22 protein-coding genes and 1 tRNA gene are annotated in these 24,817 nt (G+C 56.0%); 7 read left to right on the forward strand and 16 right to left on the reverse strand.

Annotation, left to right across the window (positions count from 1 at the left end; all coding sequences use genetic code 11):
• The first annotated feature begins 100 nt into the window (after positions 1-100).
• From ACZ3HH_RS15125 to ACZ3HH_RS15135, 3 genes are all read left to right on the forward strand, one after another.
• Positions 101-1,267, forward strand: a complete 1,167-nt coding sequence (locus ACZ3HH_RS15125) for an Arm DNA-binding domain-containing protein (RefSeq protein ID WP_465805653.1) — start codon at positions 101-103, stop codon at positions 1,265-1,267.
• 29 nt (positions 1,268-1,296) lie between these two features.
• The gene (locus ACZ3HH_RS15130; protein ID WP_465805654.1) at positions 1,297-1,908 is read left to right on the forward strand and encodes a hypothetical protein; all 612 of its coding nucleotides are present in this window, start codon (positions 1,297-1,299) and stop codon (positions 1,906-1,908) included.
• 291 nt (positions 1,909-2,199) lie between these two features.
• Positions 2,200-2,889, forward strand: coding sequence for a hypothetical protein (locus ACZ3HH_RS15135; RefSeq protein WP_465805655.1), 690 nt, complete (start codon positions 2,200-2,202; stop codon positions 2,887-2,889).
• Between the two features lie 187 nt (positions 2,890-3,076).
• On the opposite strand, the gene ACZ3HH_RS15140 is transcribed toward ACZ3HH_RS15135, so the two are convergent.
• The 3 genes from ACZ3HH_RS15140 to ACZ3HH_RS15150 form a co-directional block, all read right to left on the reverse strand.
• Positions 3,077-4,021: a hypothetical protein gene (locus ACZ3HH_RS15140; protein WP_465805656.1), complete on the reverse strand. Its 945-nt coding sequence runs from the start codon at positions 4,019-4,021 to the stop codon at positions 3,077-3,079.
• A gap of 331 nt (positions 4,022-4,352) precedes the next feature.
• On the reverse strand, positions 4,353-5,948 hold the full coding sequence (gene gapS1, locus ACZ3HH_RS15145; RefSeq protein ID WP_465805657.1) for a GapS1 family protein: 1,596 nt from the start codon (positions 5,946-5,948) through the stop codon (positions 4,353-4,355).
• Between the two features lie 279 nt (positions 5,949-6,227).
• Positions 6,228-6,317 (reverse strand) — tRNA-Ser (locus ACZ3HH_RS15150).
• Between the two features lie 308 nt (positions 6,318-6,625).
• On the opposite strand from ACZ3HH_RS15150, the gene ACZ3HH_RS15155 reads away from it, so the two are divergent.
• From ACZ3HH_RS15155 to ACZ3HH_RS15165, 3 genes are all read left to right on the forward strand, one after another.
• Positions 6,626-7,315, forward strand: coding sequence for a crotonase/enoyl-CoA hydratase family protein (locus tag ACZ3HH_RS15155; RefSeq protein ID WP_008073002.1), 690 nt, complete (start codon positions 6,626-6,628; stop codon positions 7,313-7,315).
• Positions 7,316-7,529: 214 nt separating this feature from the next.
• Positions 7,530-8,252, forward strand: a complete 723-nt coding sequence (locus ACZ3HH_RS15160; protein WP_465805658.1) for a lysophospholipid acyltransferase family protein — start codon at positions 7,530-7,532, stop codon at positions 8,250-8,252.
• A 145-nt stretch (positions 8,253-8,397) separates the two neighbouring features.
• Positions 8,398-9,369, forward strand: coding sequence for a magnesium and cobalt transport protein CorA (locus ACZ3HH_RS15165; RefSeq protein WP_465805659.1), 972 nt, complete (start codon positions 8,398-8,400; stop codon positions 9,367-9,369).
• A 106-nt stretch (positions 9,370-9,475) separates the two neighbouring features.
• On the opposite strand, the gene ACZ3HH_RS15170 is transcribed toward ACZ3HH_RS15165, so the two are convergent.
• The 3 genes from ACZ3HH_RS15170 to ACZ3HH_RS15180 form a co-directional block, all read right to left on the reverse strand.
• Positions 9,476-10,210, reverse strand: a complete 735-nt coding sequence (locus ACZ3HH_RS15170) for an amidotransferase (protein ID WP_465805660.1) — start codon at positions 10,208-10,210, stop codon at positions 9,476-9,478.
• Positions 10,211-10,305: 95 nt separating this feature from the next.
• Entirely contained in the window at positions 10,306-12,450 is a 2,145-nt protein-coding gene (locus ACZ3HH_RS15175) for a 3-hydroxyacyl-CoA dehydrogenase NAD-binding domain-containing protein (protein WP_465805661.1), read from the reverse strand.
• A gap of 24 nt (positions 12,451-12,474) precedes the next feature.
• Positions 12,475-13,680 carry an acetyl-CoA C-acetyltransferase gene (locus ACZ3HH_RS15180; protein WP_465805662.1) on the reverse strand — a complete coding sequence of 402 codons (1,206 nt, stop codon included), beginning with the start codon at positions 13,678-13,680 and terminating at the stop codon, positions 12,475-12,477.
• 645 nt (positions 13,681-14,325) lie between these two features.
• Between ACZ3HH_RS15180 and ACZ3HH_RS15185 the strand changes: the two genes are divergently transcribed.
• Complete coding sequence (locus ACZ3HH_RS15185; protein ID WP_465805690.1) at positions 14,326-15,153, forward strand: c-type cytochrome; 828 nt, start codon at positions 14,326-14,328, stop codon at positions 15,151-15,153.
• Positions 15,154-15,324: 171 nt separating this feature from the next.
• Here ACZ3HH_RS15185 and ACZ3HH_RS15190 read toward each other — a convergent pair whose 3' ends face one another.
• The 10 genes from ACZ3HH_RS15190 to ACZ3HH_RS15235 all read right to left on the reverse strand — a co-directional run bounded on the left by ACZ3HH_RS15190 (position 15,325) and on the right by ACZ3HH_RS15235 (position 24,676).
• On the reverse strand, positions 15,325-16,134 hold the full coding sequence (locus ACZ3HH_RS15190) for a transglutaminase family protein (protein ID WP_048394414.1): 810 nt from the start codon (positions 16,132-16,134) through the stop codon (positions 15,325-15,327).
• Complete coding sequence (locus tag ACZ3HH_RS15195; RefSeq protein ID WP_030131627.1) at positions 16,131-17,081, reverse strand: alpha-E domain-containing protein; 951 nt, start codon at positions 17,079-17,081, stop codon at positions 16,131-16,133. The genes ACZ3HH_RS15190 and ACZ3HH_RS15195 overlap by 4 nt, the downstream gene beginning before the upstream one ends.
• A 12-nt stretch (positions 17,082-17,093) precedes the next feature.
• Positions 17,094-18,503, reverse strand: a complete 1,410-nt coding sequence (locus ACZ3HH_RS15200; protein WP_038979788.1) for a circularly permuted type 2 ATP-grasp protein — start codon at positions 18,501-18,503, stop codon at positions 17,094-17,096.
• A 503-nt stretch (positions 18,504-19,006) separates the two neighbouring features.
• Complete coding sequence (locus tag ACZ3HH_RS15205) at positions 19,007-19,348, reverse strand: ribonuclease E inhibitor RraB (RefSeq protein ID WP_008005633.1); 342 nt, start codon at positions 19,346-19,348, stop codon at positions 19,007-19,009.
• Positions 19,349-19,562: 214 nt separating this feature from the next.
• Positions 19,563-19,796: a hypothetical protein gene (locus tag ACZ3HH_RS15210; RefSeq protein WP_038979787.1), complete on the reverse strand. Its 234-nt coding sequence runs from the start codon at positions 19,794-19,796 to the stop codon at positions 19,563-19,565.
• Positions 19,797-20,018: 222 nt separating this feature from the next.
• Entirely contained in the window at positions 20,019-20,894 is an 876-nt protein-coding gene (gene speE / locus ACZ3HH_RS15215) for a polyamine aminopropyltransferase (protein WP_052963708.1), read from the reverse strand.
• Positions 20,895-21,157: 263 nt separating this feature from the next.
• Positions 21,158-21,349, reverse strand: coding sequence for a PLDc N-terminal domain-containing protein (locus ACZ3HH_RS15220; protein WP_038979785.1), 192 nt, complete (start codon positions 21,347-21,349; stop codon positions 21,158-21,160).
• A gap of 83 nt (positions 21,350-21,432) precedes the next feature.
• A complete protein-coding gene (locus ACZ3HH_RS15225) occupies positions 21,433-21,963 on the reverse strand; it encodes a hypothetical protein (protein ID WP_465805663.1) in 531 nt (176 codons plus the stop codon).
• Positions 21,964-22,191: 228 nt separating this feature from the next.
• Positions 22,192-22,710, reverse strand: coding sequence for an ankyrin repeat domain-containing protein (locus tag ACZ3HH_RS15230; RefSeq protein WP_465805664.1), 519 nt, complete (start codon positions 22,708-22,710; stop codon positions 22,192-22,194).
• Between the two features lie 127 nt (positions 22,711-22,837).
• Complete coding sequence (locus ACZ3HH_RS15235; RefSeq protein WP_465805665.1) at positions 22,838-24,676, reverse strand: long-chain-acyl-CoA synthetase; 1,839 nt, start codon at positions 24,674-24,676, stop codon at positions 22,838-22,840.
• Positions 24,677-24,817: the final 141 nt, after the last annotated feature.

The raw sequence follows: 24,817 nt of genomic DNA on the forward strand, positions 1-24,817 counted from the left end.
CAGGAGTGATCGGCAACACTTGAACTCGAAAGGCCCGGTAACTGGCCTTTCCTCTTCTAGGAAGCTGGTCGGTTGTTCAATACATTGCGTGGGGACGCACATGGCAGATGGCGTAGAGGCCCGTGGCAATTCAGTACGGGTTTATTTTCGTTTCAATGGCGAGCTGTGCCGGGAGCTTGTACCCGGCGGCAACACAGCGGCCAACCGGGAGCATGCCGCGCGCCTGGTGAACATCATCGAATACGAGATACAGGCCGGCACCTTCGACTACAGTCGGCACTTTCCCAACTCGCCTAGGCTGGTCGAAAACACTTTTGGCCATTACTTGGATTTGTGGCTGAAGATCAAGCACAACAGCGTTGCCGCCACTTCCTATCGGGGTTATGCGAACAAGGCAGAGGTTCATGTGCGGCCGCGCTGGGGCAAGGTTCAGATCGACCAGATTGATCATTTGGATTTGCAGGAGTGGGTGCAGGACACACTATCGAAGAGGCTCAAGAACAAGACCATTCGCGACATCATCAGCAATGTGCGGCAGGTCTTCAGGCTGTACCGCACCCGGAAGAAGGTCGCTCATGACCCAACCGAAGGGCTGTTCGTTCGCCTGCCAGACCCGGAAGCCCCGGACCCGTTCACCAGGGCGGAAATCAAACAGATCCTCGAAACGCCAACCAGCCGCACACAGGAGTTGTTGATGGTGCAATTCATGATATGGGCCGGGCCACGGGTGTCAGAAACCATTGCCCTGGCTTGGGAGGATGTCGACCTGGAGCAAGGGACGGTGACGTTTCGCCGCTCGAAGGTGCGCGGGGCGTACCGAGTGACGAAAACCCGGCGCTCGACACGAAAGGTACGGCTGCTGGAGCCGGCATGGGATGCACTGAGAAAGCTCAACGCAATCAATCAGAAGAAGAAAGCGGAAATGGTCGACATCGTTGAACGGGACAACAAGACGGTGCGGCCGCACAAATTGCACTTTATTTTCCTGAACAGCAAAAGTGGCCTGCCGCATGTGAGCGACTTCGTTGTGCGGGATCGGTTCTTCAAGGCGCACTTACACAAAGCCGGCGTTCGCTATCGCGGGCCGGGGCAATGTCGTCACACTTATGCCAGCCAGTTACTGACCACAGGTGTGGCTTCAGTCGATTGGATCGCCGAGCAGATGGGACATACCAATGGGAACATGATCCGGCAGCACTATGGGACCTGGATCAACGAGGACGGTCCAGACGTTATTGGTTTGCTTCAGCACGCACTTGGTTTATAGGTATCGCGAGCATCCTTGAGGGGAACCCAATGCCCTTGCTGCATCGATATGAAGCACTTCTGCTAAAAAAAGACGTAACCCTAGCGCAAGCCTACTGGCCCCGCATGAGTGAGTACCTGACATTGCGGCTACACAACGGCTCATTGCTCAGGCGAATCAATAAATTTTCGGTGTTGGATGAGATCGCGCTCCTTGAAAAAACACCGACCAGTCGCCCTACGGGTACAAAAGCAGCTCAGAAATTCAGAGGACCCGTTCTGGGGCGTTTTTGGCACAAGCATTATTTTGACGCATGCCATTTGCCCCAAAACATACACAACAAATGGTTCGGAGATTACGCCCAAAAACAGGGATTATTGGGAGAGATGTTCCGAGAAATTCTCTTGGGGGAAGATGATGCAGACATTGAGAAGTACCGAGAGACTGTGTCCAATCGAATATCACACTCCTTTGTCTATGGAGGTATTGAAGCGAGAAAAAAGAGAGGGGCTCTGACGGGGGAATGGCTGATTTATTATGTACATAATGGGCTGAACTACTACTTGGACTTGGCCAACCATAAGGAGTTGAGTGATCAGCAGCGACTCTATAACCGCTTGAAGGACGATTGCGCATGGGAGTTTCCCTTCGCATTCGATTAGCTCCGGACAGCGCCGCCCCCTACCTTCGTCCCTTTGCATTCCACCTTCATCAGTATCTTGACAAGGACTCATGTCTCGCAACATTGCTTCAAGACTCACCTACGCATTCGCCGCTGCGCTGACAATATCCAGGACTTGCTGACTGTCGAGTTCGAGGGTGCTCCGGCCGTTGGTTTGCTCCTATAATCTCTGCCGATCGAATGGACAACCCCTGCTAGGGTCTCCAATCCTAAGTTCGTGGTGTACCAGGTGTGGCAGCGCCCGGTTTTTTCTTTGACAGGGAGTTGAACAATGGGCGCTAAGCCAAAGGTTGACCACGTCCGCGATGACTTCATTGCCGAGATCAACACCGCAAGAAACTTGGTGACGGCCATACAAGGGCTACCACGGTGGTCGCCAAAGTCGACCGGTGCAGCAATACACACCAAGCACGTGAACCAGGTAGTGGAGCTTGCCTTTATGGGGCTTGTGGCGTCATGGGAGGAATTTGTCGAACGCTCACTCGTTCGCTATCTCGCCGGGGCCGTTACTGATAGAAACTACTCCCCAACACCGAAATATGGTTCGGCCGACTCGATTTCCCACGCATATGAGCTGCTCTCGCAGGACTCAAAATACGACACACTGAAACATTATCTGAAGGTAAGTGATCCAAGATGGGTCTATCGTACGGCCGATTTTTTCTTCAAAACTCACCCGTATGGTTCTTTAAACCCCAAAACTGACCTAATAAGGCACGCGTCCGCGATACGTAATAGAGTCGCCCATAGCTCCGACAAGTGTCGTTCAGACTTCAAAACCACCGCATTAGATTTTCTTGGGCCTGCGAAAACTTCGCTAAGCAGTGGCTACTCACCTGGGATATTTCTTTTAGCCCCCGCACAAAGAATTTTTACAGGACCGCCCATCCAACAGAAACTCAACCACTTTCAGGCCTTCGCATCTATGTTTGAGGATTTGGCGCGCCATATTGTCCCGTAATCCACGCCTACAAAGTCAAGCTACCTGGCGCATAACTCAGACATACCGCTGCCTCTTGCGGGAATCGTATTGGCGCCAGTTCGGATATGCTCCCCATGCAATACCAGCACCCGAAGTGCCTGCATATCAAAATGAAACTACAGATCAAAAAGTCGGATCTACAATATGGGCATCAGGTGGAAACGCTTTAAAAATTTTGGAGTTTTAGTAGTTTGTCCACTGCGTAAACAGCTTTTTCGGCTGTGTCCCTGTTAACGTAATCCGCATCGTGAATGACCTCATTTCTGGGAACGATGACGTCGGCTTTGAAATCCCAGTCTTCGGCCGGGAGGTCAACATTTTTAATGATCGCAAATTTAAAAAGATTTCCCAGCATGCGGTTATTTTTCAATTCTTTTGGTATATCTAGGCAATCTTCTCCCTTTAGTTTTTCAATGATTTTTTTGGTCAAATACAGTTCTGCAGCGACAGCTGACTCTACAATTGCTTTTCGATAATCCCCTTGTCCTAGCGCTCTGTAAGCAGCGAGTTGAAACTCAAATTCCGCATCCGGCGGAATTCCTTCAGAGGCAAGGTTGGAAATGCGTGTTAGATGGCGGAGTGTCAATGCGCTAGATTCACGAGGGAGGTTAAAATAGAGCTGGCGTGGAGGTGCCGCATAGGGTCTTAGATTTTCAGATTTTTCGCCAAAATAAAAGAGATCAAGATGATCTTCTTTGGTTTTAGTATAGACCTCTTGATTCTTGAGTTGCTTAGTTTGCAAACATAAATGATCGAACCAATAACCGTACCAGCTTCCGAAACCGGAATAAATTTTCGAGCCTATGGAATGAAGCTCTGACGGGACAACTTCAAAACAAAGAAGCAACTTGTAAACATATGAAACGCCTTGCGGTTGCATCGCGATTTTTCCCCATATTTGATCATACTCTTGATACCATCGGACAGCATCACCAGGAGCCACTAGATATTTACTGTCTTCGATGCGTGGAAGTACGGGGAGACTCGGAAACATTAAGCTCCCTGACACTCCTCCAATGTAAATTTTTATTGAACAACCAAGCACATCAGCCGAACAAACAACTGGATCTGGAAGTTCAACTATGCCGTAAATGGTCTTAGTGTTTTCCATGTATCTCGTAATTCCGGGTAAAATATGGATAGGATATTCAACAATATAAATATAGAGAGAGTGTACGCAAAACACTAAGCCAGTGTTTTCGTTGATCTTGCAGGGACAGCAGCAGGTCTGAGTTTGGCCTCATGACTCCTGCGTAAAATGAGCAGCGTAGGCCAATTTTGATTGTGTGAGGGGTTGCGAAAAAAATCAGAAATGCTGGCCGTGTTCCCATACGGCCCTTTTTTACCCTCTGAAACGACAAAACCCCTGATTTCCTCTAGGAAAATCAGGGGTTTTGTCTGTATCGAATTTGGCGGTGAAGGAGAAACTCGAAATCTCTCGATTAAACGGCGCTAAGCCGATTGAACTGGCGGTGCAGCACGTCAACCACCACCATACGCTGCCGGATCAGCTCTGCGGCTTGCCCTTGCCAAGCAGCTTTATTTGCGGCCAATTCGGCTTGAAAATACTTAAGCCATTCGTCAGCTTTCTGCATGATGACTGAGTGACCGCTTTTTTTCCCTGCAAGCTTATCCTGGATCATATGACTCATTGTGAAGCGCTTGCCTTCAGGAGTTGTTAGAGTTTCTATGCAATCTTGAATGAAGGACTCAAGATTAATCTCCTTCTTCGATACAGTTTCCAAAATGCGCTCTACTGCATCAATAGTGATAAACAAGACATTGCCAAATGGAACAGGTATACACCCATACTTCGTTTCCACCCTGGCTTTCAAATCCGGATCAATGTAATTAACCACATCATCCGCCGATGCAAACCAGAAGTCTTCATGAGTGACCACAACACACGCAAAGTCAGCCTGTGCGTATTCCTTAGTCAGATGCAATCTATGAACACTCTCTTGACACTGCTCGATCCCTTTAATGAAGCTACTTTTTAAATGAGCACGAAGGATTTCAGGATCAAAAACAGATGAGACTATATCGCCAGGTTCAATCGCTTTAGATTCAAAAATAATATTAAGATCACCTGGAACCAAATAGTCAGCCATTTTGCCTCCTACCACACTACTTTTTCGACAACACTGATTAAGCTCATCTTCCGAAAAATACGCAACCGAAGAAGCAGCAAAAAGAGATCCAACATACTTCTCCATGGTTGGGCCAAAGTAATCTTTAAACCCCCAATTTGGAATTCTCTTCAACAGATCAGGGACCAACATACCAGCTGCATTGGAGAACAATTTGGCATTGTAAATAAATAGATTGTCGCCATCCAGCAACACTGGCTTTTTTCTAAGCGGAGTAGTTTGAAAGTACTCGCTCTGCTGATGCAGCTCACCTTTAACGCTGTGCGCCTTAAAGAAATCAGGTAGGTCCTGGCTCCGCACCGAAACCAATAAGAAATAACTAATAATTTTCTTCAATGAAATAGTTGGCGTGAGATTAAAAATAACCTCATACAAATTTATGCCAACGATTCCCTGCGCATTGTTCGCAACAATAATATCCAAGTACAAGCTAATCAGATAAAACTCTTTTAGCGACAGACCATAGAATTCTTCAAACTTCTCAGCATACGGAGTTCCCTCATCGGAATACCAGATCATTTGACGCGTCATAGCTCTAACATCTGAAACCACATCACCCTGATACCAAGCCTGCTGGAGAATCATTGGGCGCAACATCAAATGCACCTCGCCAAGTTCAATTGGACAGGCTAAATGCTGCATATGGAATAATTTATTGGCGAGGATGCTGAATTCAGCCTTAACCATATCACGTCCTCCTCCCTTGCTTTCTTGCATAGCAAGTTTGAGCAAGAAAAGGCAAATCCAGGGCATTCCGCTAGCAGGCCTTTCGAGTGTTTGTGACCAGTGAAGATGATCTAGAACATGTTGAAGAAATGAATCAGGTTGGTACACGCTCAACTCGCGCCTAATTTTTGTTATTTCTACATCATATTTTTCGGCCGTCATGTTCTTCATCCTTTAGAGCAGGGGCGATATCATCACGCAGGTGAGATGGCAGACCTGAAGTGATCCTACCTAATTGTGCCACTGCGGCGCTCGTCAGATCTGCCGCTTAGGCGACGTAGCTGTCCACCAAGCATCAGATACCGATTCCTGTAGAGATAGGTACAGGGTCAAAACCTATCCGTATTCCCAAATTGTTCCCATATCGCCCTTTTTCAGACGCCAGAAACCACAAACCCCCGACTTTCTCTAGGAAAATCAGGGGTTTGTGTTTGCAGAATGTGGCGGTGAAGGAGAGATTCGAACTCTCGATACAGTTTCCTGTATACACACTTTCCAGGCGTGCTCCTTAAGCCACTCGGACACTTCACCGTATCTCTTCAAACATGTTCTGTCTGTCGAGGCGCGCTAATGTAGTCGAAAGCTTTTCTGATGGCAAACATTTTTTTCAGAATTTTCATGCGGTTAACTCCGTTAACCCTTTCGTGCCGTTCAAGGGTATGGCAAACCTGCCAATCTCCGGCTTCGCCTCCCCTTCTATATAGAAGGGGAGGCGCGGCGGACGTGGCTGACTACGCCTGGCGGGCGGCGAAAGGGTGACTGGCGAGTCAGTCACGGCGCTTTACCTGGCCTACGGCGGTGGGTAACGTCTGCCCTACTTTATTAGAAGGATTGGCGTCATGAGTGAGTTGATTTCCTACCATCTCGAAGACGGTATCGCGACCCTGACCTTGAGCAATGGCAAGGTCAATGCCATCTCGCCGGATGTGATTGTTGCGTTTAACGCTGCGCTGGATCGGGCGGTGGCGGATCGGGCGGTGGTGATCATTACCAGTCAGCCGGGCATTTTTTCGGGTGGTTATGACTTGAAGGTGATGACGGCCGGCCCTAACGAAGCCAGAGCACTGGTTGCTGCCGGTTCGACGCTGGCTCGTCGTCTGCTGTCGCACCCGTTCCCGGTGGTCGTGGCGTGTCCTGGGCATGCGGTGGCCAAGGGTGCGTTTATTCTGTTGTCGGCTGACTACCGCATTGGTGTCGATGGCCCGTTCAGCATTGGCCTGAACGAAGTGCAGATCGGCATGACCATGCACCACGCCGGTATCGAGCTGGCGCGTGATCGTCTACGCAAGTCGGCGTTTCATCGTGCGGTGATCAATGCCGAGATGTTCAATCCGCAGAGTGCTGTGGATGCCGGTTTCCTTGATGTGGTGGTGTCGGCCGAAGAGCTGCAAGGCGCGGCGCTGGCGGCGGCTCGTCAGTTGAAGAAGCTCAACATGACCGCCCACAAGAACACCAAGCTGAAAGTGCGCAAAGCACTGCTGGAGACGCTGGACAACGCGATCATCCTGGATCAGGAGCATATGGGTTAAGCCCGAACGCGTTGCACTGAAAAGCCCGACCGTCGTGTCGGGCTTTTTCTTGCGTGTTTGGTTTAAAACCTTACAACCGCTCTAGACCGCATCTGACCCACAAGTCGGAAACATGCGCTCAAACATCGGCTATCTCCCACTTTTATAGCGGCAATTGCCGAAAACAGTGCACATCCGTACACTGCGCCACCTTTTGTCCCGGTGGGCCCTTTAAATGCTGTTTGTGTTTCGTATGTTATTGATAGGCTTGCACTTTATTCTGGCCGGCGTGCTTGGAGTGATCCTCGGTCTATGCCGGCCGTTTAATCCGGACAACAGCCGTTTATGCGCACGTCTGTATGCGTGGCCGGCGATGTGCATTTTGCGTTTGCGGGTGAAGGCTGACGTCGGGCCGTTGATGGCTAAGCCTGACAGCTGCGTGATCATCGCCAACCACCAGTCTAACTACGATCTGTTTGTGTTCGGAAACGTGGTGCCCCGCCGCACCGTGTGCATCGGTAAGAAGAGCCTGAAGTGGGTGCCGCTGTTCGGGCAGTTGTTCTGGCTGGCCGGCAATGTATTGATTGACCGTGGCAATGCGCACAAGGCACGCCAGTCGATGCTGACCACTACTCGCACCTTGCAACATGAAGACACCTCGATCTGGGTCTTCCCGGAAGGTACGCGCAACCTCGGCGAAGAGTTGCTGCCGTTCAAGAAAGGCGCGTTCCAGATGGCGATTGCCGCGGGCGTGCCAATCGTGCCGGTGTGTGTCAGCAGTTACGTCAAACACATGCGATTGAACCGCTGGCGCAGTGGGAAGATTCTGATCCGTTCGCTGCCGGCGATTCCTACGGCTGGATTGAGCCTGGATGACATGCCCATGCTAATTGCCCAGTGCCGCGAGCAGATGCGCGAGTGTATCGACTCGATGGATCGGCAACTGCAAGCCGCCTGAAAGAAACCCGCCCTGTGCGGGTTTTCTTTTACCTGCGAACTCTACAGATTTTGCTGACTCTCAAGCAGCAGACAAGGTTAAGCTGAATCCTGCCTGGCACCGCCAGTCTTTACAGAAAGCGGCTAATAAGAAGTGAATCACCATCATGGGTAGAGTCGTTGCTGCTGCGGTTTACAGCGCTGGTAAGAAAGTCACCAATATCACCCTCGACGAAGGCGCTGCTTGGGCTGCCAAGCCTGGCCACTTTGTGTGGATTGGCCTCGAAGAGCCGAACGCCCAGGAGCTGTTCAACCTGCAACGCCAGTTCAACCTGCACGAACTGGCCATCGAAGACGCCCTGGAAAAACACAGCCGACCGAAGCTGGAAACGTTCGGCGACGCACTGTTTATCGTCACGTATTCGCCAATCCGCAATGAAGGCAAACTGGAGTTCATCGAGACTCATATCTTCGCCGGCAAGGGTTACATCATTACCGCTCGGAATGGTCACTCGGCGTCCTACGCGTACGTCCGACAGCGTTGCGAGGCGCGGCCGCTGTTGTTGGAGCATGGGGAAGATTTCGTACTTTATGCCATCCTCGACTTCGTGATTGAAAACTACCAGCCGATGGGCGAAGCGATCCACGCCGAGATCGATGAGCTGGAACGCAACGTCATGTTCGGCTCTTTGAACGAGCGCGACATTCAGAAACTCCACAGTCTGCGCCGTGATGTTTTGCGCTTGCGCCGGTTTGCGGCGCCAATGGTGGAAATCGGTGAGGAACTGCAGAAACTGAGCTTTCCGTTCATCGACAAGAACATGCGCCCGTATTTCCGCGATGTGCAGATTCATGTCACGCGGCAGATGGAAGACCTGACGACTCTCGCGGACATTGCCAGCCAGACCATCGAAATCGGGGTGTTGCTGGAGGCGTCACGGCAGAGTGTGGTGCAGCGCAAGTTTGCGGCATGGGCGGCGATTCTGGCGTTTCCGACAGCGGTGGCGGGGATTTACGGGATGAACTTCGAGGACATGCCAGAGTTGACCTGGCATTACGGGTATTTCGGGGTGTTGGGGTTTATTGCGGTGGGGTGTGTGGGTTTGTGGACGAGTTTCAAGCGGTCGGGGTGGTTGTAGTCAGGACCGAGTCGTCTGCGAAAATCGCGAGCAGGCTCGCTCCCACAGGGTTTCGGCGTACCTGTAGGAGCGAGCGGTGCGGCGATACGACTTGCCCGCGAAGCTTTTAAGGCTTAACCGACTCACCCTCAGGCTTGTGCGCCACAAACCGCATCATCCACTCTGCGACGGTAGTGCCGTGATGCTCGTGTTCAAGACTCGCCATACCTTTCGAGTAAATCTGCTCGCCCAGTGCTTCCTGACGAATATCCAGCAACGCCCGTGAGTAATCGTGAATGAACTCCGGATGTCCCTGGAAGCACAGCACTTGATCGTTGATGTGGTACGCGGCGAACGGGCAGAAATCGCTCGAGGCGATGACCGTAGCGTTTTCCGGTAGCGCGGTGACCTGATCCTGGTGACTGATCAGCAGCGTCAGCTCCTCCCTCAGCGGGCTCATCCACGGCGCCTTGGCCGCGAGTTTGTACTTGTGGGTGCCGACGCCCCAACCCTGGGTCGCCCGCTCGCTCTTGCCGCCCAACAACAGCGCCAGCAATTGATGGCCGAAGCACACGCCCAGCAGTTTGTCGCCGCGTTCGTAGCGGCTCAGCAGGTACGTCTTGAGGGTTTGAATCCACGGGTCGGTGCCGAAGGAATCGGCCTTGCTGCCGGTGACCAGATACGCATCGAAGGTCAGGTCATCGCTGGGATAATCGCCCTGCATCACGTTGTACAAGGTGAACTCGGCCGCGATGGGTTGCTGCGAAAACAGGCGCTGGAACATCTGCCCGTAACCCTGATATTGATCGACCAGTTCCGGACGCAGGATGTCGGTTTCCAGAATGCAGATGCGTAACGACATAAAAAATACCTGACACATGAAGGGAATAATGCACACCCCAGAGCCTGCCTTGAAACACAGTGGCAAGGCAAGCCCCGGAGCGCGTCATCGGTCCCTTAGAACAGCGCGTTTTTGGCGGCTTTCTCCAGCAGCAGCGCAGGCGGTGTGAAGCGTTCGCCGTATTGCTCGGCCAGGTACTGGGCGCGAGCGACAAAGTCTTTCACGCCGTACTGATTGATGAATTGCAGCGCACCGCCGGTCCAGGCCGCGAAGCCAATGCCGAAGATCGAGCCAACATTGGCATCCGCCGTCGAGGTCAGCACGCCCTCTTCCATACAGCGCACGGTTTCGATGGTTTGTACGAACAGCAGTCGATCGCGTATGTCCTTCGGCGAAATCTGCCCATCAGCTTTCTCGAAACGGGTTTTCAGCTCAGGCCACAAATGCTTCTGCCCTGTGGCCGGGTAATCGTAGAAACCACCCCCAGCAGCCTTGCCCGGGCGCTTGTATTCCTTGAGCAGCAAGTCAATCACGGCGAACGCCGGGTGCTCAATCAGGGTTTTCCCTTCCGCTCGCAGGTCTTTGGCGGTTTGCTCGCGGATATGGTTCATGAGGCTGAGGGAAACTTCGTCGGAGATCGCCAGAGGCCCGACAGGCATGCCGGCCTTGCGCGCTTCGGTCTCGATCATTGGCGCGCTCACGCCTTCGCCGAGCATGGCGATGCCTTCATTGGTGAAGGTGCCGAACACCCGCGAGGTAAAGAAGCCGCGACTGTCGTTGACCACGATCGGAGTCTTCTTGATTTGCAGGACGAAATCGAACCCGCGCGCCAGGGTTTCGTCGCTGGTGTGGACACCTTTGATGATTTCCACCAGCGGCATTTTCTCCACGGGACTGAAAAAATGCAGACCGATGAATTTCGTCTGGTCCGGCACTGCCGTGGCCAGGCCGCTGATCGGCAAGGTCGAGGTGTTGGAGGCGATGACCGCGTCCGGGCCAACAACTGCTTGAGCAGCCGATGAAACCCTCCCTTTAAGCTCGCGATCTTCAAACACCGCTTCAATGATCAAATCGCAACCGGCCAGATCAGCATCGTTTTCGGTGGCATGGATTCGCGCCAGAATCTCCTCTCGCTGCTCCCGGGTTAATTGGCCCCGCGCAACCTTCTTGTCCAGCAACGCCGCCGAGTGAGCCTTGCCCTTCTCTGCCGCGGCGAGGTTGATGTCTTTGAGCACCACGTCGATGCCGGCCGATGCGCTGACAAACGCGATGCCCGCGCCCATCATCCCGGCGCCGAGCACGCCGACTTTCTTCGTCACATAAGGCGCTATGCCTTGGGGCCGCGAGCCGCCGGCATTGATCTCATTGAGCTGAAACCAGAACGTGCCAATGAGGTTTTTCGACACCTGGCCGGTGGTCAGTTCGGTGAAGTAGCGGGTTTCAATCAGGTGCGCCGTGTCGAAATCCACTTGGGCGCCTTCTACCGCAGCGCAGAGGATTTTCTCCGGCGCGGGCAGGCAGCCCTGGGTTTTGCTGCGCAGAATCGATGGCGTGATGGCCAACATCGGCGCGAGTTTCGGATCCGACGGCGTGCCGCCAGGAATCTGATAACCCTTCACGTCCCAGCGCTGCACAGCGACCGGGTGAGCGACAATCCACGCCCGTGCCTTGGCCATCAACTCATCGCGATCGGCTGCCAACTCGTCGATCAACCGCGCCTGCAGCGCCTGTTGCGGACGGATTTTCTTGCCTTCAAGCAGATACGGCAGGGCTTTTTCGATGCCCAGCATGCGGACCATGCGCACCACCCCGCCGCCGCCCGGCAACAGGCCCAGAGTGACTTCCGGCAGACCCAACAGCACCGACGGGTTGTCCAGCGCGACGCGATGATGGCAGGCCAGGCAGATTTCCCAACCGCCACCGAGTGCCGCGCCGTTAATGGCGGCGACCACCGGTTTACCAAGGGTTTCCAGGGTGCGCAGTTGGCCCTTGAGTGTCAGCACCATGTTGTAAAAGGCTTTGGCTTCGGGTTTGCCGACCTTGATCAGTTCATTGAGGTCGCCGCCGGCGAAGAAGGTCTTCTTGGCCGAGGTGATGATCACGCCGGCAATGGCGTCCTTGTCGGCGATCAGTCGGGCGACGCAGGTGGCCATGGCGTCGCGGTAGACCGCGTTCATGGTGTTGGCACTCTGGCCCGGCATGTCGATGGTCAGGACGACGATCTGGTCCTGACCCTTTTCGTAACGGATGGCTTCGCTCATGGCAATTTTCCTTGAAGTCGGGGTTCAGAGGCGTTCGATGATGGTGGCAATGCCCATGCCGCCGCCGACACACAATGTCGCCAGGCCATAGCGCAGACGCCGGGTTTCCAGTTCATCGAGCAGCGTGCCGAGAATCGCGCAGCCGGTGGCGCCGAGCGGGTGGCCCATGGCGATGGAGCCGCCGTTGACGTTGACCTTGTCGGGGTCGATGGCCATGTCTTTGATGAACTTGAGCACGACCGAAGCGAACGCTTCGTTGACTTCGAACAGGTCGATGTCTTCAACTCGCAGCCCGGCCTTGGCCAGCGCCTTGCGAGTGGCCGGCGCCGGGCCGGTGAGCATGATCGTCGGGTCGGTGCTGGTAACCGCCGTGGCGACGATTCGCGCCCGTGGCTGCAAGCCCAGCGCCCGGCCCTTGGCCTCGGAGCCGATCAGCATCAGCGCCGCACCATCGACGATCCCGGAACTGTTGCCCGGCGTGTGAACGTGGTTTATCCGCTCGATCTGGCTGTAAACCCGCAATGCCGTGGCGTCGAAGCCCATTTGCCCGATCATTTCGAAACTCGGCTTGAGTTTGCCCAAACCTTCCATCGTCGATTCGGCACGAATGAACTCATCGTGATCGAGCAGGATGATGCCGTTCTGGTCTTGCACCGGCACCAGCGACTTGTTGAACGAACCGTCCGCCCGCGCCCGTGCGGCCTTCTGCTGGGAGAGCAACGCGAAGGCATCGACGTCCTGACGGCTGAAGCCTTCAATCGTGGCGATCAGGTCGGCACCCACACCCTGGGGCGTGAAGTGGTTGTGCAAATTGGTTTCCGGGTCCAGCGCCCAGGCCCCGCCGTCGCTGCCCATGGGCACGCGGGACATCGATTCGACGCCACCGACCACCACCAGGTCTTCGAAGCCGGAACGCACTTTCATCGCACCGAGGTTCACCGCTTCCAGCCCCGACGCGCAGAAGCGATTGAGCTGCATCCCGGCCACGCTGACGTCCCAATCGGCCACCTGCGTGGCGGTCTTGGCGATGTCGGAACCCTGATCGCCGATGGGCGTCACGCAGCCGAGCACCACATCATCGACCTGACTGGTGTCCAGGGACGTGCGCTGCTGCAGCGCCGTCAGCAGCCCGGCCACCAGATTCACTGGCTTGACGCTGTGCAAGGCGCCATTGGCCTTGCCTTTGCCACGGGGCGTGCGTAGCGCGTCGAATATCAAAGCTTGGGTCATGACGTCCTCGAACCTGACGGTGAATGAAGATCAAAAAATCAAAAAATCGCAGCCTTCGGCAGCTCCTACAGGAGACCGTGTGCCCCTGATCTTTATGCCCTCACCTTATGCCGAGCAGCCGTGGATTCAATGACCACAGTGCTCATTGGCGTTGACGGTCACGCTCAGACGAACGGTAGTCTGCTATCGGATAAACCGATTCAAGTCACCAAGCTGTCTAGCAAACGGGCGCCCAAGAAGCTGGCCATAAGCCTCATACCTTTTTAAAAGCAATGAGTGCTCAGCACATACGAAATGGATCTAAGCCAATCGTGACACGGGCCCTAAGGTAAACCTGTACGAAGTTGTCGTCGGGTTTTGCCGAGGCACTCGTCCTACAAGGAAGTGCAGCGCTCTGCCGTCATGGAGATAGGCAGGCAGGCATCAGGAAATAACAAAAAAGGCGGTCAAGCCATGTTCAAGCATTCGAAAGTTCGTCAAGCCGGGCTCATTCTATTCGCCACTACACTGTTGTTGATTTTGCCGAACCTGACCAAGGTGATTGGCTGATCGAGCATCAGGGTTTTCATTTCGCCTGATAAAAATATGATTGGCTCGCTACCCGGGTCAGCGTGGCTGTGCCAACCTTTGCGGCACTACCACGACATGGACGGCGATCATTTGAAAACGCTCATTCTGTTTGGGGCCTTGCTGCTCAGCACGCCTCTGTCTGCCGCACAGCTGAATCTGGAGCTGGGCGCGAGTTCCCGCACCAGGCAGACCGAGCAATTGCTCAAGCATCCTCAGGTTCAGACCATCACGATCACTAACGATGTTTCCTACAAACGGGACATGAGCTATCGCGCCGTGCCGTTGGCGGCGTTGTTGACGGGCATCAAGCCTGACGATCACCTGCAAGCCGTTGCCCTGGACGGTTTTGCCGCCGAACTGGCTGCCGCGCCATTGCTCAATACCCAAGGGGCGCAGGCTTGGCTAGCGATTGAAGACCCGGCCAAGCCGTGGCCGCCGCTGTCAGAGGGCAAGCCCAGTGCGGGGCCGTTTTATCTGGTCTGGACCGATCCGCAGGCAGGCAATATCAGCCCCGAGCAATGGCCGTTCGAAGTAGCGAGCATCAAGCGCATGGCCCCGGTGACCGAGCGCTTCCCTGCCCTGCTGCCCGATCCTGCGCTGAAGGCGGACGATCCGGTGAACAAGGGTTTTGCGCTGTTTCAGAAGAACTGCCTGGCCTGCCATCGATTGAATGGCGCGGGGGATGCGCAGTTCGGGCCGGACCTGAATATTCCGTTCAACCCGACCGAGTACTTCGGCGCGGATTTCCTCAAGCGCTACATTCGTGATCCCCAGAGCTTGCGCCAGTGGCCGCAGGCGAAGATGCCGGCGTTTGCCACGACGGTGTTGCCGGAGGAGGATCTGAAATTGTTGGTGGGGTATTTGAAGCATATGGCGGGACGGAAGGTGTCTTCGGCCAAGTAAATAACCCACCTGTGGCGAGGGAGCTTGCTCCCGCTGGGGCGCGAAGCGGCCCTCAAATCAGGCGACGCGATCCGTCAGGCAAATCGCATTCGCCGGGTTTGCGACTGCTGCGCAGCCGAGCGGGAGCGAGCTCCCTCGCCACAGGTAAGCCCTAACCACAGTGAATCGCTGCTACTGCTGCTGGACGGAGATCACCGGCGCAGGCGTCGGCGAAACAAACACCTTCGCATGCATCTGCTCGCACCCGCCGCCACGACGCATGCCGCGCACCGGGCAGGCGTCCAGGTAATCCAAACCCACGGCCAGTTTCAGGTGACGCTCCGGGCGGGCCAGTTCGTTGGTTACGTCGAAGCTGTACCAGGCGTCATCCAGCCAGGCTTCAGCCCAGGCGTGACTGGCCAAGTGTTCGCTGTTCTCGCTGTACAAATACCCCGACACATAACGCGAGGGAATGCCCAGACTGCGGGCGCAGGCGAGGAACGCATGGGTGTGGTCCTGGCAGACACCGGAACGCCCGGCGAAGGCCTGGGCGGCGCTGGTGTCCACTTCGGTGGAACCCGGCGTGTAGGTCATGTGCTGGTTCAGGCCATGCATCAAATCGATCAGCGCCGTACGATCCCGGCGTTGTTTGCAGGCCTTCTCGGCAAACGCGCGCAGCGCTTCGTCGGCCTCGGTCAGGCGCGTGAAGCGCAGGAACGGCAGCGCCGACTGACTTTCATGCTCGGCTTCGCGCAACTCATCAATGTCCACCTGCCCACGGGCGCCGATGATGATTGCCTCGTGGGGTTCGTCCAGGGTCAGCACATGCAGAATGTTGCCGAACGGATCGAGTTGCGCACGCACCGGGCGTGGCAGGTCGAGCTGCCAGCTGAGCACGTGCTGGCGCTCGCTGTCGTGAGGGGTCAGTCGCAGGTACTGGATGCTCGCCCGCACCTGATCTTCGTAGTGATAGGTGGTCTCGTGGCTAATGGAAAGTCTCATGCAGCCTCCAGGTAGGAACTGTGTATGGCGTTGCCCAACTGGCGCACCAGCGGGATGAACTCGGTCAGCCAGGCGTGCAGGCCTTCGTCGAGAATTTCGTTGATACCGGTGTAGCGCAGGCGTGCGTCCATTTCCGCGGCCAGGCGTTGCGCGGGACGGCCGTTGGCCCCCGGCAATTGGGCGAGGATCTGGTCGATTTCTTCGGTGCAGGCGCGCAGGGATCGCGGCACGTCGGCGCGCAGCAGCAACAACTCGGCCACATGCCGGGCGCCAGGGGCGTCGCGGTAAATCTCGGTGTAAGCCTCAAACGACGACAAGGCCCGCAGCAAGGCGCTCCATTGGTAATAGGCGTGAGCCGTGCCGTCGCTGACTGCTTCGGCCTGATCGCCGGCCATTTCGTAACGGGCGTCGAGCAGGCGCAAAGTGTTGTCAGCCCTTTCGATAAAGGTACCCAGACGAATGAAGCGGAACGCGTCGTTACGCATGATGGTGCCGTAGGACGCGCCGCGGAACAGGTGGGAACGTTCCTTGATCCACTCACAGAAACGGCTCATGCCGTAGCGACTCAAGCCTTGCTCGGCGATCCCGCGAATCTCAAGCCAGGTAGAGTTGATGTTTTCCCACATGTCCGCGGTGATTCGCCCACGCACCGCATGGGCGCTGGCTCGCGCGGCACCGAGGCAGCTGTAGATGCTCGCCGGGTTGGCCGCATCCAAAGCAAAAAAATGCAGCAGCCGTTCGGCATGCAGATCGCCGTGACGTTCCAGGTAATCGTCCAGAGTGCCGGTGATCAGCAACGGCATGGCGAGTTCGTGCAAGCCGTCGCCACGACCGTCCTGAGGCATCAATGACAGCGAATAACTGATGTCGAGCATCCGTGCGAGGTTTTCCGCCCGCTCCAGGTAACGCGACATCCAATACAGATCCGAGGCAGTTCTACTTAACATGGCAGGCTTCCTTCAATCCTCGACCACCCAGGTGTCCTTGGTTCCGCCGCCCTGGGAGGAATTCACCACCAGGGAGCCTTCGCGCAAGGCGACACGGGTCAAACCGCCGGGCACAACCCGGGTTTCGCGGCCAGACAATACAAACGGACGCAGGTCGATATGGCGTGGCGCGATGCCGTTTTCGACAAAGGTCGGACAGGTCGATAAAGACAACGTCGGTTGGGCGATGTACGCGTGGGGCTTGGCTTTGATCCGCTCACGGAAAGATTCGATTTCCGCCGCCGTCGCCGCCGGCCCCACCAGCATTCCGTAACCACCGGAGCCCTGGGTTTCCTTGACCACCAGCTCTGGAAGATTGGCCAGCACGTGGGACAGTTCAGAGGGATTACGACACTGCCACGTTGGCACGTTCTTCAGGATCGGCTCTTCATCCAGGTAGAAACGAATCATGTCCGTGACGAAGGGATACACCGACTTGTCGTCCGCGACCCCGGTGCCGATGGCATTCGCCAGCACCACATTGCCGGAACGGTAGGACGACAACAGTCCTGGAACGCCAAGCATCGAGTCCGGGTTGAACGCCAATGGATCGAGGAAGGCATCGTCGAGGCGACGGTAAATCACATCGACGGCTTTCGGCCCGTCGGTGGTGCGCATGAACACCTTGTCATCGCGCACGAACAGGTCCGCGCCTTCCACCAATTCAACGCCCATTTCCCGGGCCAGAAACGCATGCTCGAAAAACGCACTGTTGAAGCGCCCCGGCGTCAGCACCACCACGCTCGGGTTGTCGATCGGGCTGGAGCTTTTCAGGGTGTCGAGCAACAGGTTCGGATAGTGGTCGATCGGCGCGATGCGCTGGGCCGCGAACAACTCGGGGAACAATCGCATCATCATCTTGCGGTCTTCGAGCATGTAGCTCACGCCGCTAGGTGTACGAAGATTGTCTTCGAGCACGTAGTACGTGCCGTCGCCATCGCGCACCAGGTCGACGCCGGAAATGTGCGAATAGATATCGCGGTGCAGATCCAGCCCTTGCATCGCCAACTGATATTGCTCATTGGCCAGCACTTGCTCGGCCGGGATGATGCCGGCCTTGATGATGCGCTGCTCGTGATAGAGGTCGGCAAGGAACATGTTCAATGCCTTGACCCGCTGAATGCAGCCGCGCTCGACAATCCGCCATTCGCTGGCGGGGATACTGCGGGGAATGGTGTCGAAGGGAATCAGGCGCTCTGTCCCTTGCTCATCACCATAGAGCGTGAATGTAATCCCGGCACGATGAAATAACAGATCGGCCTCGCGTCGCCGTTGTGCCAAAAGCTCGTCAGGCGTTTCGGCCAGCCAACGGGCAAACTCCCGATAATGCGGGCGGACCTGGCCGCCGGCATCGTACATCTCATCAAAATAGGTGCGGATCATGCCGTACTCCTTGTCACTCCGGACATCCAGGCCTTCGCAAGGCCCGTGCCATCGGCATAAACGCTTTGATATCAATCAGTTGGAGAATGGCGCTGCACGCACCGCACCAATCCTGTGCGGTAAATGCCCCAACCTGATCGCCCCCGCTTCATGGCGAAGCAATGCTGTCGCCTATCAGCAGCATAGCCAGAGTTGATTTCACTGCCCGGGAGGCGATGTGGATAATCGGCGCATTCGCTGGAAAGATGACCGAACTTCCCTTTTAGCCGCCTGTTCAGGCGGCTTTTTTTTGTCCGTTTGAAATGTTGTGAAATAAAAGCAGGATAAAAGATCGCAGCCTTCGGCAGCTCCTTGGGGGTGCATGCCCTCCCAATTGAGAAACGCCATCCCAACGCAGGAGCTGCCGCAGGCTGCGATCTTTTGATCCTGCTTTCTAAAACCCACAAACGAAAACGGCCGACCCATAGGTCAGCCGTTGCTGAGTGTTGTCACTGTTCATAAAGTTATGCGAGTAACCCTCGTACCTCCTGCTTGACGCCCCATCCTTCGATGATACCGCCCAGAGGCTCGACCACCGCCTCGAAGTCCTGCTCAAAGTCGCCGATCCCGTCGTAGGTGGCGTACATCACTTTGCTCAGTTCCAGATGCCACGCGCCGTCGTCGCGCACGCTGATCTGGGCATTCAAGGATTCACCACTGAAATGACCTGCCGCCCTGCGTGCCCGCTCCTCGTCCGGAAAAATGGCGTAGAACTCGATGGGATGGAATCGTGAAAAGTCGAAACCGCCTTCTTTCATGCGGCGCAGCACGCTGCTGCTGATGTCTTCTTGATAGGCTGTGCTCATGAAACGTCCCCCTCAGACTGATGGATAGACTTTCCGTATTCCCTGCACGCGCAACCGAGTGGTGCGCGCGATGCGGCAACCTCGTTGCCGGTGGGAAGCAAGCATGTAGCTGACAAGACCAGACCTTAGCGATCCGTTCGCTGATCTCGCTTGCAGAGTAGCCTTAAGACAGAGGCGCTGCCAAGGTCTGGTTGTGAATGTGACAAGAGGTGTATCAGATCGGGGTAATACTGATGATTTCAATGCTGTTCTGGGATTTCAGGCTTTTGACGGTCGGATCATCGGTACGCCCCTCCAGATCATTGAGATCCAGTTCGGCAGCGACCGGCAGGCACCGGGCGCGAATGAGTTTGGCGGCCTGCTCGCTGTTCGGGCATTCCTCGCACTCGAAGAGTTCGTCCACTGTTTCACCGTGATCATCCACGAAAGTGATTTTCCACTTTTGCATCGGTGCCTCCTCGATAAGACCCATGGATGGGCTTACAAGTATCTGGACTTTTGCCCTGAGTGATCGTTCAAACGGATTACGGCGTAGAAGCATGAAAAACGCAGATCCTGTGGGAGCGAGCCTGCTCGCGAAAGCGGTGTATCAATCGACATATTTATCGACTGGTCGACCGCCTTCGCGAGCAGGCTCGCTCCCACGAGGGGTTATGCGTACATCTTGAGTTTAGTCGTTGCTTGGCTTGTTCACTGCTTGCAGCACGTATTGCGGCAAGGCGAAGGCACCGATGTGGATTTCCGGGTTGTAGTAGCGGGTGATGATGCCGCTGCCGGCGAACCGCTGTTGCAGGGTTTCGCGGGACAATTTGCGATAGGCGGTATTGGTTGCGCCCCAAGCGAAGGTCATCGCGCCACCGATGTAGGTCGGCACGGCCGCCTGATAGAAGTGCCAGTCCGGAAACAGGCTGCGCAGTCGACCGGCGGTGGTTTTGACTTCTTCGATTTGCATGAACGGGGTGCCGTTCTGGGTCACCAGAATACCGCCTTCATTCAGGCAGCGACGGCAAGCCTGGTAGAAGTTTTCGGAGAACAGCACTTCACCCGGGCCGATCGGGTCGGTGGAGTCGGAAATGATTACGTCGAACTTTTCGGTGGTGGTGGCGACGAAACGCATGCCGTCGTCGATCACCAGGTTCAGGCGTGGATCATCGAATGCCCCCTTGGAGTGGTTCGGCAGGAATTCCTTGCACATGTCGACCACGGTGCCGTCGATCTCGACCATGGTGATGTGCTCGATGCTGCGATGCTTGGCCACTTCACGCAGCATGCCGCCATCGCCGCCGCCAATGATCAGCACGCGTTTGGCGGTGCCATGGGCAAGGATCGGCACGTGGGTGAGCATTTCGTGGTAGATAAATTCGTCGGCTTCGGTGGTCTGGATCACGCCGTCCAGCGCCATTACCCGGCCCATGCGCGGGTTCTCGAAGATCACCAGATGCTGGTGTTCGGTGCGCACTTCGTGCAGCAGTTTTTCCATGCGAAAACGCTGGCCATAGCCTTCGTAGAGGGTTTCCAGGTACTCGCTGGTTGGGGTATTGCTCATGGGAAGTGCTCCGATGAATGCGGGTGGCAACGGACGGTTACCCGCCCATGATGGCCAATCGATCCGTTCGATTGACCGGGAAAGGCGCGCATTCTACGTTGCGGAACATGACAGGTCGAACCTCAGTTGACGACTCGACACAATCCTCTGTGGGAGCTGGCTTGCCTGCGATGGGATCGCTGCGATGTATCTGACTGACCGCAGCGCCTGCATCGCGGGCAAGCCACGCTCCCACAGGTTCGGTGTTGCTTGCGGGAAACCGGTCAGATCCGCACATCGCCCCTTGGCCCGGCGATGGCCCAGATGATCAGGCCCAGGACCGGCAGCAGGAGGATCAACAGCACCCAGATGATTTTCATCCCGGTCTCGGCGCCACTTTTAAGTACGTTGATGATGGCCCAGATATCCAGAGCAAGAATAATCAGGCCAACCAGGCTGTTGAACGTGGAACCCATGGTGACGCTCCCGAAGAGTGGTATGCACTCTTAGGATAGCCGGGTGTTGCGAGGGTTCCGTTTTATTACCGTCGTAGACGGTTTCAGACGTGGATCGCCACTTTCAGGGCTTCCAGGGAGGGCGCGGCGGCGATGCCGGTTTCGGCGCACAATTCGAGAACCCGTGGCACGTCGTTACCGTAGACCAGCACCACTTGCAGCTCGTCGTCGAGCAACTGGCTGAAGTTCATCAGCGTGTAACCGCCGTTTTCCTTATTCATGCTGCTCATCTGCACCTGAATACGATTGAGCGCCGTCAGGGCTTCGGTCTTGGCCAGTTGCTTGGGCTTGATGTTGAATTCAACGCCGGGGCCGAACGAAGCGACGATCTGCGCAAACAGGTCCATGTAGGTGTCGGCCTGGAACAGCACGGTTTCCGGCAGGCTGCCGACGACAATCCACTCGCCCAACGGGATCGGGAAGGTGTCGTCGTAGTTGATGTCCGGATTGGCCGTCAGAAAAGCCTCGGGATCGGCGTAGGCCTGAGCCGCTTCGTCTGCGATTTTCAGAATTTCGTCATCGCTCATGCACCCGGAGCTGATTTTGCTGATGAGTTCGACGAGTGCGGCTTTCATGAGGTGGATCCTGTAGCGAGGGAGATTTGAGGGCGCGAAGGATAGCGTATTTGCGGGACCTGGCATAAACCTGTGGCGAGGGAGCTTGCTCCCGCTGGGTTGCGAAGCAGCCCCAAAATCAGCCACCGCAGTCATTCAGACAGACCGCACTCGCCGGGTTTACGACTGCTTCGCAACCCAGCGGGAGCAAGCTCCCTCGCCACAAAAGCCCCGCGGCCACACAGGGAATCAGCCGAGAAGTTTTTCCAGCTGAGCGGTGGTATCCACCGCGCCCATGGTTTTGGCCGCATCCAGCGCGGACACACCGTTGGCATCCTTGGCTTTCGGATCGGCGCCTTTGTTGATCAGGTAGTCGACGATTTCGACGCGGTTGAACATCGCCGCCATCATCAGCGCAGTACGACCGTCGAAGGACGAACCTTCCACTTGCGCGCCACCTTCCACCAGCGCCTTGACCACCGCCAGATCACCTTTGAACGCCGCGCCGGCAATCGGGCTCTGGCCGTTGTCATTGCGGATTTCCGGGTCGGCCTTGTGCTCGAGCAGCACTTTTACCGTCTCGACATGGCCGTGGTACGCGGCGAGCATCAGCAAGGTGTCGCCCTTGTGGTTGCGCAGGTTCGGCGGCAAGCCCTTGGTCAGCAGCGCAGCCATCATGGCCGCATCGCCCTCGCGCGCTTTGTTGAACACCTGTTCGGCAAATTCAGCAGCCTCTTCGGGCGTCATCTGGCGGCTTTTGTCTGACATTGGGGACTCCACATTCGGTCAATCGGAAAGCCGATAGTTTCCCGAGCAGTCCGGAACCTGTCACTTCTTTTTTCTCATGGAAAGCCATAGCCACACTTAATAAGAGCCACATTCAATAGCGACACTTTCAATATCGGTGCTTGCCGCCGCGAATATCCGCCAGCACCTGTTCGGTGACTTGCACGTAAGTCTGGGTACCCGGCAACCAGGCGTAGATCGGGTCATCGCCGGTTTTATTCGGGTCGAAGGCTTCGTCCTTGAGCCGGGTCTTCTGGTATTTGAAGGTCCCGGTGGTCTCCATTTTCACTTTCACCCGCAGGAAAAGTGGCACCGCATAGGCAGGCATGTGCTGCCTGGAAAACGCCAGCAACTCGCTGAAGTCCAGGGTCGCCAGGGATTCAGCCGGGGTGATTGCCGCCATCCCGGCACGCCCATTAGTGTTGTGGATTTCTACGCCATAGGCCACGGCTTCGGCGATCTGCGGGTGTTGCAGCAGGATGTTTTCAACCTCGGTGGTCGAGACGTTTTCGCCTTTCCAGCGGTAGGTATCGCCCAAGCGATCGACAAACTGCGCGTGGCCAAAACCGATGTTACGCAGCAGGTCACCGGTATTGAAGTAACGGTCGCCCTTCTTGAACACATCGTGGAGCACGACTTTGGCAGTTTTCTGCGGATCGGTGTAGCCGTCCAGCGGCGCCTTGTCGTCGATTCTCGCCAGCAGCAGACCCTGCTCGCCCTTCGCCACTTTGCGCATGAAGCCGTTGGCATCACGGGTGGGCGCGCCGCTGTCGTGCTCGTATGCCACCAGTTCCCAGGCCATCAGGGAAAAACCGATGGTGTTGTCAAAATTGAGGATGTTGGTGAAGCCGATATTGCCGTCGCTGGCGGCGTACAGCTCGCAGATATGGTCAACGGCAAAGCGCGTTTTGAACTCGCTCCACGCACCGGGGCGCAGACCATTGCCGATCATCTTCGTCACGCCGTGCCGACTGTCGTCGATGCTGCGCGGTTGATCCACCAGGTATCGGCACAATTCGCCAACGTAACCGAGGGTAGTCGCCCGATATTTGCGCACGTCACTCCAGAACTGACTGGCGCTGAACTTGCGACGGATGGCAAACCCCGACGCCCCGCTGATTGCCGAGCCCCAGCACACGCAGAGCCCGGTGGCGTGGTACAGCGGCAAGGTGCAATAAACGACGTCCTGGGGCTGCATATCCAGGGCGATCAGGCCACAACTTGCAGAACTGCGCATCCAGCGCCCGTGCTTGAACACCCCGGCTTTGGGCAACCCGGTGGTACCCGAGGTGTAAATGTAGAAACAAGGATCGTCGAGAAAAACCTTTTGGCTGCTGGCGGGGTTATCGCTGCACGCTTCGGCGCTGGCCGTCATCAGGTTAATGAAACCATCGGGCGAATTGCCCGGATGGCGATAAGTGTCTTGATCGGCGACAAACCAGGTGCGCGCCGCGTCGATGGCCACCCGCTCACGGACCGCATTGAAGGCCGGTACCAGCTCTTCTCCGACCACGATCGCCACGGACGCCACCAGGTTAAGGCTATGGGCCAGGGTATCGCGGGTCTGGGAGGTATTGAGCAAAGCGCTGATCGCGCCGACCTTGGCCACCGCCAGTATCGTCACCAGCAGTTCCGGACGGTTCTCGATAAAGATCGCCACCACATCGCCCTTGCCGATGCCTTGGGCTATCAAATGATGGGCGATGCGATTGGCCCATTGATTGACCTGTGCATAAGTGAGCACCACCTCGCCCTGCAGCAAGGCCGGGCCATCGGGATTGCGCAACGTCGCCTGCTCGAAGCTCCAGCCGAGACCACACGGTTGGATCGGGTCCTTGACGTTGGCGGCTTTCATGCCCTTCACCACACGGGGAATGGCTTTGGCAATGGAAGGCAGCTTGCGGAGCATCATGCCCCAGGTAATCGTGTCGTTCAGCGTGCGGCTCATGGTGCTCCCGTTCGATCTTCTTATTGTCGGGTGGCGTTGATTGAGACCGAAAATACGTCAGCGGTTCTTGAGCTGTACACGCGGTTTTTGAAATGTTTTGTATCCGCGACTGAAGCGATCGGACCGGAGATCGAAAAGCGG

The sequence above is a fragment of the Pseudomonas sp. PME37.24/025 genome, from assembly GCF_055556615.1.

What these genes read in the sequence shown, in the direction of transcription:
- ACZ3HH_RS15170 (WP_465805660.1), bottom strand. Translation starts at nt 10,210, where the DNA reads ATGTCGTTACGCATCTGCATTCTGGAAACCGACATCCTGCGTCCGGAA.
- ACZ3HH_RS15180 (WP_465805662.1), bottom strand. Translation starts at nt 13,680, where the DNA reads ATGACCCAAGCTTTGATATTCGACGCGCTACGCACGCCCCGTGGCAAA.
- ACZ3HH_RS15185 (WP_465805690.1), top strand. Translation starts at nt 14,326, where the DNA reads ATGGACGGCGATCATTTGAAAACGCTCATTCTGTTTGGGGCCTTGCTG.
- ACZ3HH_RS15205 (WP_008005633.1), bottom strand. Translation starts at nt 19,348, where the DNA reads ATGAGCACAGCCTATCAAGAAGACATCAGCAGCAGCGTGCTGCGCCGC.
- ACZ3HH_RS15140 (WP_465805656.1), bottom strand. Translation starts at nt 4,021, where the DNA reads ATGGAAAACACTAAGACCATTTACGGCATAGTTGAACTTCCAGATCCA.
- ACZ3HH_RS15220 (WP_038979785.1), bottom strand. Translation starts at nt 21,349, where the DNA reads ATGGGTTCCACGTTCAACAGCCTGGTTGGCCTGATTATTCTTGCTCTG.
- ACZ3HH_RS15160 (WP_465805658.1), top strand. Translation starts at nt 7,530, where the DNA reads ATGCTGTTTGTGTTTCGTATGTTATTGATAGGCTTGCACTTTATTCTG.
- ACZ3HH_RS15190 (WP_048394414.1), bottom strand. Translation starts at nt 16,134, where the DNA reads ATGAGACTTTCCATTAGCCACGAGACCACCTATCACTACGAAGATCAG.
- ACZ3HH_RS15175 (WP_465805661.1), bottom strand. Translation starts at nt 12,450, where the DNA reads ATGAGCGAAGCCATCCGTTACGAAAAGGGTCAGGACCAGATCGTCGTC.
- ACZ3HH_RS15165 (WP_465805659.1), top strand. Translation starts at nt 8,398, where the DNA reads ATGGGTAGAGTCGTTGCTGCTGCGGTTTACAGCGCTGGTAAGAAAGTC.
- ACZ3HH_RS15235 (WP_465805665.1), bottom strand. Translation starts at nt 24,676, where the DNA reads ATGAGCCGCACGCTGAACGACACGATTACCTGGGGCATGATGCTCCGC.
- ACZ3HH_RS15155 (WP_008073002.1), top strand. Translation starts at nt 6,626, where the DNA reads ATGAGTGAGTTGATTTCCTACCATCTCGAAGACGGTATCGCGACCCTG.
- ACZ3HH_RS15200 (WP_038979788.1), bottom strand. Translation starts at nt 18,503, where the DNA reads ATGATCCGCACCTATTTTGATGAGATGTACGATGCCGGCGGCCAGGTC.
- ACZ3HH_RS15130 (WP_465805654.1), top strand. Translation starts at nt 1,297, where the DNA reads ATGCCCTTGCTGCATCGATATGAAGCACTTCTGCTAAAAAAAGACGTA.
- ACZ3HH_RS15230 (WP_465805664.1), bottom strand. Translation starts at nt 22,710, where the DNA reads ATGTCAGACAAAAGCCGCCAGATGACGCCCGAAGAGGCTGCTGAATTT.
- ACZ3HH_RS15125 (WP_465805653.1), top strand. Translation starts at nt 101, where the DNA reads ATGGCAGATGGCGTAGAGGCCCGTGGCAATTCAGTACGGGTTTATTTT.
- ACZ3HH_RS15225 (WP_465805663.1), bottom strand. Translation starts at nt 21,963, where the DNA reads ATGAAAGCCGCACTCGTCGAACTCATCAGCAAAATCAGCTCCGGGTGC.
- speE (WP_052963708.1), bottom strand. Translation starts at nt 20,894, where the DNA reads ATGAGCAATACCCCAACCAGCGAGTACCTGGAAACCCTCTACGAAGGC.
- ACZ3HH_RS15210 (WP_038979787.1), bottom strand. Translation starts at nt 19,796, where the DNA reads ATGCAAAAGTGGAAAATCACTTTCGTGGATGATCACGGTGAAACAGTG.
- ACZ3HH_RS15195 (WP_030131627.1), bottom strand. Translation starts at nt 17,081, where the DNA reads ATGTTAAGTAGAACTGCCTCGGATCTGTATTGGATGTCGCGTTACCTG.
- ACZ3HH_RS15135 (WP_465805655.1), top strand. Translation starts at nt 2,200, where the DNA reads ATGGGCGCTAAGCCAAAGGTTGACCACGTCCGCGATGACTTCATTGCC.
- gapS1 (WP_465805657.1), bottom strand. Translation starts at nt 5,948, where the DNA reads ATGACGGCCGAAAAATATGATGTAGAAATAACAAAAATTAGGCGCGAG.